The following is a 13,140-nucleotide window of genomic DNA, read 5'->3' as shown; positions in this document are numbered from 1 at the left end:
CTGATAAAGCCAATTACTCCAATCAGAATACATGCCCATCCCCAAATCTTCAACTTAGTTCTTCTTTTCAAGCTCATTTGGCGTTTTCTTCTTAGAGCATAATACGACAATGAGACCAATCACCACATTGATGAGTGAGATACCAAAAGCCCATCCGAAACCAATCTTTCTGTTTCTTCCCAGGCAACCAACGCCGAATGCTAACGCAACGGCAATCACGAAAAAAAAAAGTCTTTCCATATTCCTATTATTTTTATTGTTATTTTGGCTGCAAAAATAATAAATGGTGGTAGATGCTGCAAATGTTTAGGCTCCACAAGGCTTGTGGAGGTAAGTATTTCCCGAGTTTGTACATCTGTTTGCAAAAAAAGAACTAACTTTGCCATCTCATAAAGTATTAATTTAAAAAGATTATAATTATGATGTTACCAATTATTTCAGTATTGATTGGCATAAGTTTGATGTATTACATCCGCCAGAAAAGAGCAGAAAAAGAGATGGATGAAATCGTTAGTTCTATCTCGCCATCTAATGATAGCAATGAGAGTATTGGTACTAGAGACTTGTGCCTTGAGTTGCTTCGCCAGCTTAATTGTGAAGTTCGTATAGAGCACGATGACATTTACTTCACGTATCAAAATGAGAAGTTTATGATAGAGGCATCAAACGAATCAGCCTTTATTACAATTTGGGACCTTCATTGGGATATGGTGGATTCGGAGAATCTCCAAGATGTAGAGAATATGAAAAAGGCTGTTAATCGTACTAATCATTTAGTGCATAATACAGTCTTGTATATTCTGTATAAGGAAGAAAAGACTTATTATATTCTGTCTAAGTTGCAATGTTTGCTAATACGCAATATTCCAAATGCAAAAGCCTATCTTGCTGCGACTCTTGATGATTTTTTCAGAACCAAGCAATGTTACTCTCAGGTTCTTGATGAAATGGATAAAGAAGTATTGGATGGTACAAAATAGCACTCTATATTAAATTAGGTGAAAAAATAGCTAATGGTTTGGTAGTATCGCAAGTCTTTTGTACCTTTGAGGGCAAAACAATTAACAGGAAAAGTCAATGCAATATCCTTTGATATCAGAATATGTTAGAGCCATACAGGATGCTAGTAACAATCTTGATGAGTTGGCTCATTTAGTACCAGTGCTAGATGATCATGGTGAACCATATCGTAGCAGTGGTGCCTTTGCCGTCGTGTTCAAAATGAAAGATGAACAGATAGGAAAGTGCTATGCCTTAAAGTGCTTTACTGAAGAGCAAGAAGGTAGAGCCGAGGCTTATCGCCAAATTGCTGATGAGTTGGAATTCGTAGATTCCTCTTATATTACTTCTGTAAAGTACTTAGACAAAGAAATCTTCGTGGATAGCAGTTGTGAGGAAGACGAGTTTTCTGTTCTTCTGATGGATTGGATTGATGGGGAAACGATGGAGACTTACATTGCAGAAAACTATCAAGACAATTATGCTATGGCTATGCTTTGCTATCGCTTCTGTAAAATGGCAGCGTGGCTTCGTTCTCAACCATTTGCTCATGGAGATATTAAGCCAGACAATATCATGGTTCGTCCTGATGGAAGTCTGACTTTGGTAGATTATGATGGTATGTTTGTTCCTGCCATGAAGGGACAAAAGTCTCCGACAATTGGTACAAAGGACTTTTCTCATCCTTTGAGAACCGTCGATGATTTTGATGAAACCATCGATGACTTTGCTTTGGCAAGCATCGCCTTGTCGTTAAAAGCTATTTCTTTGAACCCTTCGTTGCTTGATGAATATGGTGCAGCAGATAGATTACTCTTTTCTGCTGAGGACTATCGTGACTTGAGTAAGAGTAAGGTACTGGCTGCTTTGCAAGAATTGATGAATGATGAAGAAGTTAATATGCTTCTCTCATCATTTCTTCAAGCCAAAGGTATAAAGCGTATAAACTATAGAGCTTTTAGTGATATTCGTCTACCGAAAACTTCAACCCAAAACGAGCAGATTAATTTATTTGTAGATTATACAGAGGAGTTGCGTGATATAGATAATATGTATAATGCCCGTATAAATCTAGGTTTTGTTTTTGACTCGTATAAGCGATTAGCTGATATGGGAAATCTTTTTGCAATGGTTGGTTTAGGAAGTTGTTATTGCTATGGACGTGGTGTTCCTGAAAATATTCAGAAAGGTGTTGAATTAATTAAATTTGCTTTGGATAAGTCTAATCCTAAAGCTTATAATGCTATGGGGATATTATATGAATTAGGTTTAGGGGTTAATAAAGACCTTATAAAAGGATTGTCTTTGCAGAAAAAATCGGCAGAGTTAGGTTATGTAGCAGCACAGTATAATTTAGGACGTGCTTATCTTTTAGGTCAGAAAGGAATTGCGAAATCTGAATCTTTGGCTTTTATGTGGTTTGAAAAAGCAGCGAGGCAAGGATATGGTGAGGCTTTGTGTGAATTAGGAAATGCTTACATGAATGGTATTGGTGTTGCTAAAAACATAGATTTGGCTTTGTGTTTATATAAGTCTGCTTTTTCTAAAGGAGTACCTTCTGCTAAATTAGCTTTGGGGGAATTGTATTTTGTGGGGAAGTTATTGGAGCAAGATAGGAAAAAGGCATATAATTATATAAAACAATCTGCTGAGTCTGGAGTAGGAAGAGCTCAGGCTTTACTCGGACTTATTTATTGCACAAATGAATTCATACAAATAGACTATAGGCAAGCTGAAATATGGATAGAAAAAGCTTTGGATAGTGGATATTCAGATATAAAAAGTATATTTGAAATGGAGGAAGGTTACTATGCAGTGTATATAGACGACGAGGTGTTGACAAAGTTTTATTTGTGGGCGCAGAATCATCATGATGAACGTATATTTGAAATTTTAGCGAAACTTTTTGAAAAATCCTCTTTTGATGAGTTTGGGGTTGAATATAGTGCAGATAAAAGAATTTTGTTAAATGCCCATAGTTTTACATTGGATTCGTATGTAATAGACGTTCATACAAAAGAGATTAAGGCTGGAGCTTTTGTTGAATGTCGTAATTTGGCAAAAATATTTTTGCCAAATGCTTTGGAAAAAATAGGAGATGGAGCCTTTGAATCCTGCGATATGTTGGAACGCTTAACTATTCCTCGTTCTGTAAAAGTTTTGGAAGGCAATCCTTTCTCTAAATGGGATGGGCAATTAATATGTCTATCTCCTAATTTTTCATATAATGCTGGTGCTCTAATGGATGATAAAAGATTAATCTCTTATAGAGCCTATATGTCTTCATATAACGTGAGGGAAGGAATCGAAATTATAGAAAAGTATGCATTTGAAGCCAATGAATATATAAGAAAAGTTCAATTGCCAGCGACATGTCATACTATTGGGAATGATGCTTTCACAAGTTGTGCTAATTTAAATTATATAAATTTTTCAAATGCCATAAAAGAAATAGGTTGTGGTGCATTTTATTGTTCTGGTCTGACGGAATTTGAGGCAGAAGGAGTCTCTGTCATAAAGTCAGGTACGTTTGGAGGCTCAAGGTTGAAAAAGATAAAATTGGGGAGTAATGTGAAGAAAATTGAAAACCAAGCTTTTATAGATTCAATATTGTTGGAAGAGGTAATTCTTTCTGAAGGATTGCAAGAAATTGATGAAGTAGCTTTTGCAAACTGTAAAAGGTTGAAGAAAATAAATATACCAAACAGTCTTAAGATAATTAAAAAAAGTGCGTTTGTAGATTGCACTTCATTGGATGAAGTAACAAAATTGAATTTAATAGAGCGTTTTGGTAAAGATATATTTGAATGGTAACTATGATGTCGGTAATGAAGTTAATGCAGCTTTTAATGTTGCAGAATGTAGAGGTGGACTATTATCATATAAAATTATGTGCAGATTATTTAAAAGTCTTAATAGTTTTCTTTTTATGTTGTAGCATACCAAAAACGTCGTATTTTTGTGGCGTGAAACAAAGCCGTTATGGTGGAGTGCGTAAAATTTTTAAAAATATGAAAAAAGGAAGATTTTATTTTTGCTGTAATTGCGGCAGAAGAGATGTTCTTAACTATTGTCCTTTTGCTCCTCATGGAGATGCCGCAGATGATAGGGACGCTCATCAGTGTATTGAAAGTGGTGATTTTATCCTAATTGAGTAGTTCCTTAGTTAGAGCCCACTTGGTGGGCTCTTTATATATATAGTAGTTATGCAATATCCTTTGATATCAGAATATGTTAGAGCCATACAAGATGCTAGTAACAATCTTGATGAGTTGGCTCATTTGGTACCCGTGCTAGATGATCATGGTGAACCATATCGTAGCAGTGGTGCCTTTGCCGTCGTGTTCAAAATGAAGGATGAACAAACGGGGAAATGTTATGCCTTGAAGTGCTTTACTGAAGAGCAGGAAGGTAGAGCTGAAGCTTATCGTAAGATTGCTGATGGGTTGGAGTTCTTAGATTCCTCTTATATTACTTCTGTGAAGTACTTAGAAAAGGAAATTTTCGTAGATAGCAGTTGTGAGGAGGACGAGTTTCCAGTCCTTCTGATGGATTGGATTGATGGAGAAACAATGGAAAGTTACATTGCTGAAAACTATCAAGACAATTATGCTATGGCTATGCTTTGCTATCGTTTTTGCAAAATGGCAGCTTGGCTTCGCTCTCAACCATTTGCTCATGGAGATATTAAGCCAGATAATATTATGGTTCGCCCTGATGGAAGTTTGACTTTGGTGGATTATGATGGTATGTTTGTTCCAGCGATGAAAGGACAGAAGTCTCCAACAATTGGTACAAAGGACTTTTCTCATCCTTTGAGAACTGTTGATGATTTTGATGAAACCATCGATGACTTTGCTTTGGCTAGTATTGCTTTGTCATTGAAAGCTATCTCTTTGAAGCCATCTTTGCTTGATGAATATGGTGCAGCAGATAGATTGCTCTTTTCTGTAAATGATTATAATAAGTTATGTAAAATAAATCTATGGAAGAAACTGTCTAAAATCAAAAATATGGAAATTAAAAAATTACAAACTTGTTTACGGTTGGCTGAAAATCGCCAAAATTATGATAATTTGTTAATTAGTTGTGTGAAAGAACCTACAAAAGATACTACCTTGGAGAAAGTTGATTTCCTAAAAGCAAGGGCGATATCTGCTGTATGTTCAAGTAGACAATTGCAAGAGCACTTAACTTCTAATACTCATTATGATTTGATTGATTTGACATCTCAGAAATCAGAAAACTCATACCCGATAAAAGAAATTTTAGCATTATTGGCAGTGTTGTCTTTTTTTGCTTTGTATTTCATAGACGAGGAGTTGTTTTTAAACGTGTTCCTCTTTTTTATGGCAAGTTCATCGGTTATATTTATGATTATAGGTTTTGTTATTTATGCTGGAATAATTTTATTGGGTGGTTATTTGCTTTTTGTAATAATAAAAAAGATATTGAAAAAATAAGAATGCAACTATGATACTGATTGAATCTAAGCGAAAGAAGCAGGAGAATATCTTGAAGAAATATCCCGATGCAATCATTGCAGATGTGACAAGCCATGCGGAAGATGATTTGATAAAGTTGAGTCCTTTTTATCCGCATGGTGGAATACCTGTGCCATTCAGCGAGGGTGTTACTGCTACATGTGTTGAGGCTGTGTGGCAAGGGCTGAAGGTATTTGAATCGGATGACGTAGATATGAAAATGTTTAAGAACGAGTCGATGAAGAATATCAAGAGAACTGTTCGCAAGTTTGGTAAGCCACTTGGACATCGTAAAGGAGTAAACGGAACAGAACTGCTCGGATATATTGAGGCTCGAAAGCTGATTTATATCCCTACTTACAGGTGGGTACTTGAACATAAGGTTCAAAGTATTATCGAAAGATTACGAGAGGCTAGCCAAACTAAGACAATCGTACTTTTGGATTATAATACAAATTGTGATGTGGATGACCCGAAGAAGCCTCTTTCGCATGCCTTTCTAATCAAGGCATACGTAGAAGGTCTATATCCTTTTGGTGATAAAATGTGTAAACCGCAGACAATAGAACCAAAGCAACTAACGTTATTCTAACATACATATATTATTGGAGGACAAAAACAATGAACAGAAGAAGTAACTGGGAGGATTTTAAGAATATCCTCGAACAAAATCATATCACCAAGCTCTATCACTTCACAGACCGTGATAACTTGGAGAATATTATCAAGAATGGAGGACTCTATTCTTGGAAGGATTGTGAGGAACGTGGTATCAATATTCCTAAACCAGGAGGTGGAGGACCAGGTTCTCCATCCTGGTCGTTGGATAAGCGTGATAATCTGGAACATTATGTTCGTGTCAGCTTTACCATGAACCATCCAATGATGTATGTGGCAATGAATGAGGGCAGAATTTCTAACCCTGTCATTCTGGAGATAGACCCTGAGGTGATTTATGATGAGAATACCAAATATGCAGACAGGAATGCTGTGCGAAATGGTGCTCATGTGGGTGGAAGTCTGGAGGATTTCAAGAAGATTCACTTCCAAACTATCAAGGCTCGTAATCACTTCGATTTCGATGTGGATGAGCAGCCATTCTATCAGGCGGAGATATTGGTAAAGAACACCATTCCTCTGAAGTATATCAAGAACATCGGCAACTTTGGTATTCCAATCCCAAGCCAGCCACAGATGTTGTAGAGCAAGAATGCATATACGGCTCGTGTTGATCGTGAACATCCTACGGCATTCATCTTCTTGGTTGACCAAAGTGTATCTATGCGTAGAATCACCACCTTTAATGGTGAGGATATGACTTTATCTGAGGCCGTAGCCCGTATCGTAAATGCCCAAATCAACGAGTTGGTGGAGCGATGTGTGAAGAATAATGAGACTCGTCATTACTTTGATATTGCCATGATAGGTTATGGCACTGAGGCTTATAGTGCCTGGAATGGCAATCTTGAAGGACGAGACTTTGTTACTCCTGAAGAGATTCGTGATAATCCTTACCAAAAGAAAATGGTGAAGGAAGAGGTGCGTACTCGTAAGGGTATAACCATCAAAGAAGTAGAGAAGAAACAATGGATGGTAGCTCGCCATGATGGTAGTTGGACACACATGGATAAGGCTTTCAAACGTGCAGAAGGTCTGCTCGAAAGCTGGATGAAAGACCATCACGACAAGGATTGTTATCCTCCTACAATTATCAATATTACTGATGGTGAATATAACGGAACCTCGCATGATGAAATGCAACAACTTGCTAATCAGTTGAAGTCGATGTTTACCAATGATGGTAATGTATTATTCTTCAATATTCACGTTATACCTGGACATGCAGAATCAGTAGTGTTCCCTGCAACTGTAGATGAATTGAACGGAAATGGATATGGTGAGAAACTTTATAATATGTCAAGTCTCTTGCCTCTCAACTACAATGAGCAGATTCGTGCCATCTTTGGTGATAAGCAAACAGATATTCGTTATCATGCTATGGGTGTGAACACCGGTATGGAACGATTGGTTAAAATGATGAAGATTGGTACGTTGTCGAGTATGCTCGTTAATCAAAACCTATAATGTATATGAATAGAGGTGTAAGCATAGCAAAATGGAATGATCATGTAGCAAACGAGGATTCCTTCTTCTCATCTGATACCTGCATAGCGGTATCAGATGGGGCTGGAGGTTGCGGTTTGTTTGCTGATGAATGGTCGAAGTATCTTGTAAAACATCTTCCAAAAGATAAACCTATCGTTTCCTTTAAAGAACTTGACGAATGGGTAGATGGCATTTGGGAGACCTTTTATAATGAGCATGAGGAAAGAGCAAAAGAAGGTGATGGTATTCTTTTGAATAAGTTCTATAACGAAGGTTCTTGTGCTACGATTGCTGCGGCATGGATAATAGGGGATAAGAAATGTAAATGGATGGCATACGGTGATAGCGTAGTCTTCCATTATAGCAAAGAAACTGGTGTCTTGGAACACAGTTTTACAAAATTGTCAGATTTTAGCAATCCTCCCAGGTTGGTTAGCTGTAAAGACCCTCTAGAAGAGGAAGGTTTCAGATGTGGTGACTTTGATTTGGAAGAATCTTCGGTAGTCTTTGTTGCCAGTGATGCCTTATCGCATTATATCATGATGATGTATGAATTGACAAAAATCAAGGAATATGGTGAGGAACTTGCTGAAGAATATCTAAAAGCATCTGGCAATTCCCAACTTTTGAAAACAGCAGAGACTATGAAGTTTGATTTTTGGAAGGATGTGCTCCAATCTTTGTTAGATGCAACATCATCTAACAGTCGGTTTGAACTATATTTGAAAGAACTGAATTTGAAAGGAATCTTAGATATGGATGATTTTACGCTGGTTTATTTCAAAGGCTAACGTCAATCTTCTTTATGCCCCTATTTGTTGTCATTAAAATTTGTAGAAGCAGATAAAATAACAGTACACAATATGCAGTATCCATTAATATCAGAATATGTAAAGGCCATTCAAGATGCTGGTGATAATCTAGAACAATTGGCTTACCTGACTCCCGTACTAGATGATCACGGAGAGCCATATCGCAGTAGTGGTGCTTTTGCCGTGGTGTTTAAGATGCTGGACAAGAGTACCGGGAAATATTATGCCCTGAAGTGTTTTACGGAAGAACAGGAAGGGCGAGCTGATGCCTATCGTCAGATTGCGGATGAATTGGATATGGTTGATTCTCCATATATTACTTCTGTAAAGTATATGGAGAAGGAACTCTTCGTGGACAGTCAATGCGAGGAGGATGAATTTCCTGTATTGTTGATGGATTGGGTAGAAGGGGAGACGATGGAAACTTATATCTCATCAAACTATTGTAACCAATATGCCATGTCAATGCTTTGTTATCGCTTTGGCAAAATGGCTGCTTGGCTCCGTACTCAATCTTTTGCTCATGGCGACATCAAGCCAGATAATATCATTGTACGTCCTGATGGCTCTCTTACATTGGTGGATTATGATGGAATGTTTGTGTCTTCTATGAAAGGTTGCAAATCTCCAACTGTCGGTACCAAGGATTTCAGTCACCCATTGCGTACTATGGATGATTTCGATGAAACAATAGATGATTTTTCATTGGCAAGCATCGCCTTGTCATTGAAGGCTATCTCGATGAAATCTACTCTGTTAGATATCTATGGTGCCTCAGACAGACTTCTCTTCTCAGAAAATGATTATCGCAATCCTTCAAATAGCAAGGTAATATCTGCCCTGCAGGAATTGATGTGTGATAAGGATTTCTGCACACTTTACTCTCTTTTCATGCTTGCTTTGGCGAGAAAGGAGCTTTCAGCATATTCTTTTAGATTGTTTATTGGCGAAAAGCCTAATATAACTTCTTTGATGGATGAAGATTTATCGACAAAACCAACAGAAGAAGAGTTAAAAGAAGCTTTTGTTGATGAATGGGGAGTGAAATATAGCAAGGATGGAAGAAAATTGTTGAGAGCTCCAAAAGTATTAATTGGAGCTTATTCTGTTAAAGAGGGTACAAGGATAATATGTGATTTGGCTTTTTATTTTTGTGATTCTCCGTCAGAGATAGTCATCCCTTCTAGTGTTACTAGCATAGGTGATTGGGCATTTTCTTTTTGTCGTTCTCTGTCAGAGATAGTCATCCCTTCTAGTGTTACTAGCATAGGTGATAGAGCATTTTGTGGTTGTTCCTCGTTGAAATATATATCCATTCCTAAAAGCGTAATTTGCTTAAACGGTAATCCGTTTGCTAAATGGAATGGCAAATTAGAATGTTTATCTCCTAATTTTGTTTTTGAAGATGATATCTTGTTCAATAAGGATAAAAGTAGAATTATTTCTTTCAGAAATCAAAATATAAAATCGTATGTCATCCCTTCTACTGTTACTAGCATTGGTGATCATGCATTTTCATGGTGTCGTTCTCTGTCAGAGATAGTCATCTCTTCTAGTGTTACTGGCATAGGTAAAGGTGTATTTTCTTGTTGTGATTCTCTGTCAGAGATAGTCATCCCTTCTAGTGTTACTAGCATAGGTGATAGTGCATTTTCTTGTTGTGATTCTCTGTCAGAGATAGTCATCCCTTTTAGTGTTACTAGCATAGGTAAAGATGCATTTTCTTGTTGTGATTCTCTGTCAGAGATAGTCATCCCTTCTAGTGTTGCTAGCATAGGTGATAGTGCATTTTATAGATGCAAATTCCCAGACAATCTTAAACAAGAATTAATTTTCCGGTTTGGAGATAGAATATTCAAAGAAATTTAGAAGAAGTTGCAAGAATTTCAGAGGGAGATTACAGAATTCCCTTCTCTCTTTGTCTCAGTGGCAGGAAGTCAGCCAAGTCTTTCGAATAATCATTATCATACTCATGTATATGAGTCAAGAAGTAGGTTGTCCATTTTCGGAAGTCAACACCAGTCAGCTTGCTGCATCCCATCATAGTGTACATGCTGGCTGCTTCCTCAGCCGCATCATGGTTCCGCAGAACATATAGTTGTATCTGAAGGAGCATGAAAGGGAATAAGTGATGTCGTTAAAAAGTGAAGTTGTGTAATCGGTACAGCACTATTGCCAGATATGGATGACTTTACGATTGTTGGTTGTATGAATAGAAAAAATATGGAAAATGAAACTTTAAAAGAAAGATTCCTCGGTACCATCTTCGGACAAACTGTAGGAGATGCCTTGGGACTGAGCACGGAGTTTATGTCCAAGCAAGAGGTGAATCGTTTTATCCTAATGGGATAGAGGACTATTCACAAATCGTGCAGGATGATCATCGTCGTCGTTGGCAAAGAGGCGACTGGACAGATGATACTGATATGATGCTATGCATCTTAGATTCCTTTGTGGCTTGTCAAAAGGTAGATATTCTTGATATTGCCAGAAGGTTTAAGGAATGGATGATGAACGGAGGCATGGGAATTGGTCGGCATACATATAATGTAATGGCTCTTGGCGACTATACTCCGAATCCACAGAAGGCTGCAGAGATTATCTGGAAGATGGGAAAGAAAAAAGCTGCAGCTAATGGGGCTGTTATCCATTTTAAATTCGTGCTAAACGTTTGTCTATATCATTTTTTGAAACTAAACGTTTGAAAAACAAATAGACAGACCCTCTATTAACCATGTTTTTGAGAGAGAATGCTGGAGTTAGTTTTTTGCCAAAACGAACCTCGACAAGTGCATCTAACTCTTCCGCACTCATCTGCAATATCTCATCGTAAGTTTTTCCTAACTTCCGACTTAATGTTTCTCGTGTCTGTTCATTCAGTATATGCATAAAACTCATTCTTACATTAATTAATACAAAGGTAATCATTTTTCAGTTATCTTCCAAGTATTTTTTACGAATTTAACACAAAAATTTATCAATGCGTAATAATAACGCAGAATCCTGCTGGTATTACAGCCAGCAGGATTCTACGCTTTTCTTATATGTCGATTGCAAAATGAACTCAATTGAACTTAATAGAACTCTCTTGTGATTTCTTATTCAGCATTTGTCTGCTGCTCTGTCTCTGCAGACTCCTGCTGCTGAGTTGTCTCCTCTTGAGTATTCTCCTGTGGAGTCTCCTGAACAGTAGCTGGTTGCTCTGCCTGGGTGTTCTCTTCTGTTGCTACAGGAGTATCTGTAGTAGTTTCGGCTGGTGTCTCCTGCTGAGTAGAATCCTCAGTGGTAGCCTGTGGCTGGATAGGAGTGCCAACTTCTGTTGTATCTGAAGGAGCATCTGGAGCTACGGTATCAACAGGTGCTACCTCTGCGTTACCTACCATTCTGCTTGATGCAAAAACGTTGCTTACTGAAACCATTACCATAGCTGCGATAGCTGCAAACATAAACTTCTTCATAATCGTATATTTTTAAAATTGTTACTATTTAATGTTACTTACTTTCTTTCTTTGTGGATTCATTTTCGAATCCGCTATTCATAGTCACAATCTGTGTGCCAAAAAAAAGCGAGAAAATAATATGCGTTGATTATCAGACGTTTATGTTTTTTGTGTCAAAAGTAGATAGTGTGGAACATGAGGAAAGTATGTGGAAACATTCCACAAAAAGTTGGGGAATGTAAGGTACCCAACCATGTAATAATAGGTAAGCTATGATTTTCAAAAGAAAGAGTCCACTCATGACGAATGGATTCTTTCTCCGATTTCTATAATTGTTCCATCAAATCTGGCTTTAGCAAGAAATCCATTAACCCGACAATATAAAAGCCATTGTTGTCATGATATGGTTTTATGTCATCGCGCATTATGATTATCTTCTTAAAGGAATCGTCGATTCTTTTTAATGAAGCGCATTCTTGCTCTCTTTTTGCATCATCAGGCATTGCAAATGCTGATTGGATATAATATCTACAGTCTGCCATATTTGCAACGAAATCCACTTCCAGTTGTTTGCGTTCTTTTGCAGTCCTTGCCTCTACCATACCCACATCAACGCAAAAGCCTCGTAAACGAAGCTCATTGTATATGACGTTTTCCATGATATGATTCTCTTCCACTTGTCTAAAATTCAGTAAGGCATTGCGTAATCCGATGTCTTGAAAATAGTATTTCGAAAGTGTACCTATATATTTTCTGCCCTTTATGTCATATCGCATTGACTTCTCTATAAGAAAAGCATCTTCCATGTAGGAAAGATATTTGGATATGGTTTTTCTGTCAAGGGTTTCATTCTTTATACTTTTGAATGTATTTTCCAACTTACTAGGATTGCACGGAGAACCTATACATGAAGCCATCACACGCATCAACTCCATGAATTCTTCGCTGTTCTTCAAGTTGTTCCTCTCTATTATATCTTTGAGATACACTGTTTCGTGTAAAGATCGGAGGTATGCATCTTTCTTCTTATCACTATCTAATTCCAGTTACAATCTTTATGAGATTGTTAGACTTGCTCGATATGAGTTGCTGTAAATAATAATCTCTTTTTATAATCATAGTCGTTCCCGAAAAGTGTCATTAATGACAAAAATCGGGAATAAATCGGCTCCTTTGTGGACTTTTGCATTCAAAATCTTGTAACGTAAGCCCCAGAAAGTAAGATGTTAATGGCTTTTCGTGTGTTCATTCCCGAAAAATGACACAAATGTCAAAAACTGGGAATGTTTAATAAAATTA

15 protein-coding genes are annotated in these 13,140 nt (G+C 37.3%); 11 read left to right on the top strand and 4 right to left on the bottom strand.

Annotation, left to right across the window (positions count from 1 at the left end; all coding sequences use genetic code 11):
• Window positions 1-54: 54 nt before the first annotated feature.
• Window positions 55-240, bottom strand: a complete 186-nt coding sequence (locus ONT19_RS09805; protein ID WP_117586369.1) for a hypothetical protein — start codon at window positions 238-240, stop codon at window positions 55-57.
• A gap of 179 nt (window positions 241-419) precedes the next feature.
• Between ONT19_RS09805 and ONT19_RS09800 the strand changes: the two genes are divergently transcribed.
• The 9 genes from ONT19_RS09800 (at window position 420) to ONT19_RS09760 (ending at window position 10,270) form a co-directional block, all read left to right on the top strand.
• The gene (locus ONT19_RS09800) at window positions 420-980 is read left to right on the top strand and encodes a hypothetical protein (RefSeq protein WP_264952575.1); all 561 of its coding nucleotides are present in this window, start codon (window positions 420-422) and stop codon (window positions 978-980) included.
• A gap of 97 nt (window positions 981-1,077) precedes the next feature.
• Entirely contained in the window at window positions 1,078-3,813 is a 2,736-nt protein-coding gene (locus ONT19_RS09795) for a leucine-rich repeat protein (protein WP_264952576.1), read from the top strand.
• 2 nt (window positions 3,814-3,815) lie between these two features.
• Window positions 3,816-4,157: a hypothetical protein gene (locus tag ONT19_RS09790; protein ID WP_264952577.1), complete on the top strand. Its 342-nt coding sequence runs from the start codon at window positions 3,816-3,818 to the stop codon at window positions 4,155-4,157.
• Between the two features lie 48 nt (window positions 4,158-4,205).
• The gene (locus tag ONT19_RS09785) at window positions 4,206-5,462 is read left to right on the top strand and encodes a protein kinase domain-containing protein (RefSeq protein ID WP_264952578.1); all 1,257 of its coding nucleotides are present in this window, start codon (window positions 4,206-4,208) and stop codon (window positions 5,460-5,462) included.
• A 10-nt stretch (window positions 5,463-5,472) separates the two neighbouring features.
• Window positions 5,473-6,075 (top strand): DUF6939 family protein, encoded by a 603-nt coding sequence (locus tag ONT19_RS09780; RefSeq protein WP_264952579.1) that lies wholly within the window; start codon window positions 5,473-5,475, stop codon window positions 6,073-6,075.
• A gap of 29 nt (window positions 6,076-6,104) precedes the next feature.
• A complete protein-coding gene (locus ONT19_RS09775) occupies window positions 6,105-6,686 on the top strand; it encodes a DUF4433 domain-containing protein (RefSeq protein ID WP_264952580.1) in 582 nt (193 codons plus the stop codon).
• A gap of 78 nt (window positions 6,687-6,764) precedes the next feature.
• A complete protein-coding gene (locus ONT19_RS09770) occupies window positions 6,765-7,568 on the top strand; it encodes a hypothetical protein (protein WP_264952581.1) in 804 nt (267 codons plus the stop codon).
• A gap of 5 nt (window positions 7,569-7,573) precedes the next feature.
• Entirely contained in the window at window positions 7,574-8,380 is an 807-nt protein-coding gene (locus ONT19_RS09765; protein WP_264952582.1) for a hypothetical protein, read from the top strand.
• A gap of 72 nt (window positions 8,381-8,452) precedes the next feature.
• Window positions 8,453-10,270: a leucine-rich repeat protein gene (locus tag ONT19_RS09760; RefSeq protein WP_264952583.1), complete on the top strand. Its 1,818-nt coding sequence runs from the start codon at window positions 8,453-8,455 to the stop codon at window positions 10,268-10,270.
• 28 nt (window positions 10,271-10,298) lie between these two features.
• On the opposite strand, the gene ONT19_RS09755 is transcribed toward ONT19_RS09760, so the two are convergent.
• Complete coding sequence (locus tag ONT19_RS09755; RefSeq protein WP_437183502.1) at window positions 10,299-10,445, bottom strand: hypothetical protein; 147 nt, start codon at window positions 10,443-10,445, stop codon at window positions 10,299-10,301.
• 179 nt (window positions 10,446-10,624) lie between these two features.
• Here ONT19_RS09755 and ONT19_RS09750 point away from each other — a divergent pair, with 179 nt between their 5' ends.
• Together ONT19_RS09750 and ONT19_RS09745 are read left to right on the top strand one after the other, a co-directional pair.
• Window positions 10,625-10,753 carry a hypothetical protein gene (locus ONT19_RS09750; protein WP_264952584.1) on the top strand — a complete coding sequence of 43 codons (129 nt, stop codon included), beginning with the start codon at window positions 10,625-10,627 and terminating at the stop codon, window positions 10,751-10,753.
• Window positions 10,754-10,770: 17 nt separating this feature from the next.
• A complete protein-coding gene (locus ONT19_RS09745; protein ID WP_264952585.1) occupies window positions 10,771-11,106 on the top strand; it encodes an ADP-ribosylglycohydrolase family protein in 336 nt (111 codons plus the stop codon).
• A gap of 393 nt (window positions 11,107-11,499) precedes the next feature.
• Here the strand turns inward: ONT19_RS09745 and ONT19_RS09740 are convergent, their stop codons facing one another.
• Together ONT19_RS09740 and ONT19_RS09735 are read right to left on the bottom strand one after the other, a co-directional pair.
• Window positions 11,500-11,859 carry a hypothetical protein gene (locus ONT19_RS09740; protein ID WP_264952586.1) on the bottom strand — a complete coding sequence of 120 codons (360 nt, stop codon included), beginning with the start codon at window positions 11,857-11,859 and terminating at the stop codon, window positions 11,500-11,502.
• Window positions 11,860-12,167: 308 nt separating this feature from the next.
• A complete protein-coding gene (locus tag ONT19_RS09735; protein WP_264952587.1) occupies window positions 12,168-12,830 on the bottom strand; it encodes an ATP-binding protein in 663 nt (220 codons plus the stop codon).
• Window positions 12,831-13,140: the final 310 nt, after the last annotated feature.

Origin of the sequence: Segatella copri (assembly GCF_026015625.1) — a bacterium.
Taxonomy (GTDB): Bacteria; Bacteroidota; Bacteroidia; order Bacteroidales; family Bacteroidaceae; genus Prevotella; species Prevotella copri_H.
This window is presented reverse-complemented; position numbering and strand designations above follow the sequence as displayed.

What these genes read in the sequence shown, in the direction of transcription:
- ONT19_RS09750 (WP_264952584.1), top strand. Translation starts at nt 10,625, where the DNA reads ATGGAAAATGAAACTTTAAAAGAAAGATTCCTCGGTACCATCTTCGGA.
- ONT19_RS09780 (WP_264952579.1), top strand. Translation starts at nt 5,473, where the DNA reads ATGATACTGATTGAATCTAAGCGAAAGAAGCAGGAGAATATCTTGAAG.
- ONT19_RS09785 (WP_264952578.1), top strand. Translation starts at nt 4,206, where the DNA reads ATGCAATATCCTTTGATATCAGAATATGTTAGAGCCATACAAGATGCT.
- ONT19_RS09795 (WP_264952576.1), top strand. Translation starts at nt 1,078, where the DNA reads ATGCAATATCCTTTGATATCAGAATATGTTAGAGCCATACAGGATGCT.
- ONT19_RS09755 (WP_437183502.1), bottom strand. Translation starts at nt 10,445, where the DNA reads ATGATGGGATGCAGCAAGCTGACTGGTGTTGACTTCCGAAAATGGACA.
- ONT19_RS09790 (WP_264952577.1), top strand. Translation starts at nt 3,816, where the DNA reads ATGATGTCGGTAATGAAGTTAATGCAGCTTTTAATGTTGCAGAATGTA.
- ONT19_RS09775 (WP_264952580.1), top strand. Translation starts at nt 6,105, where the DNA reads ATGAACAGAAGAAGTAACTGGGAGGATTTTAAGAATATCCTCGAACAA.
- ONT19_RS09740 (WP_264952586.1), bottom strand. Translation starts at nt 11,859, where the DNA reads ATGAAGAAGTTTATGTTTGCAGCTATCGCAGCTATGGTAATGGTTTCA.
- ONT19_RS09765 (WP_264952582.1), top strand. Translation starts at nt 7,574, where the DNA reads ATGAATAGAGGTGTAAGCATAGCAAAATGGAATGATCATGTAGCAAAC.
- ONT19_RS09800 (WP_264952575.1), top strand. Translation starts at nt 420, where the DNA reads ATGATGTTACCAATTATTTCAGTATTGATTGGCATAAGTTTGATGTAT.
- ONT19_RS09805 (WP_117586369.1), bottom strand. Translation starts at nt 240, where the DNA reads ATGGAAAGACTTTTTTTTTTCGTGATTGCCGTTGCGTTAGCATTCGGC.
- ONT19_RS09760 (WP_264952583.1), top strand. Translation starts at nt 8,453, where the DNA reads ATGCAGTATCCATTAATATCAGAATATGTAAAGGCCATTCAAGATGCT.
- ONT19_RS09770 (WP_264952581.1), top strand. Translation starts at nt 6,765, where the DNA reads ATGCGTAGAATCACCACCTTTAATGGTGAGGATATGACTTTATCTGAG.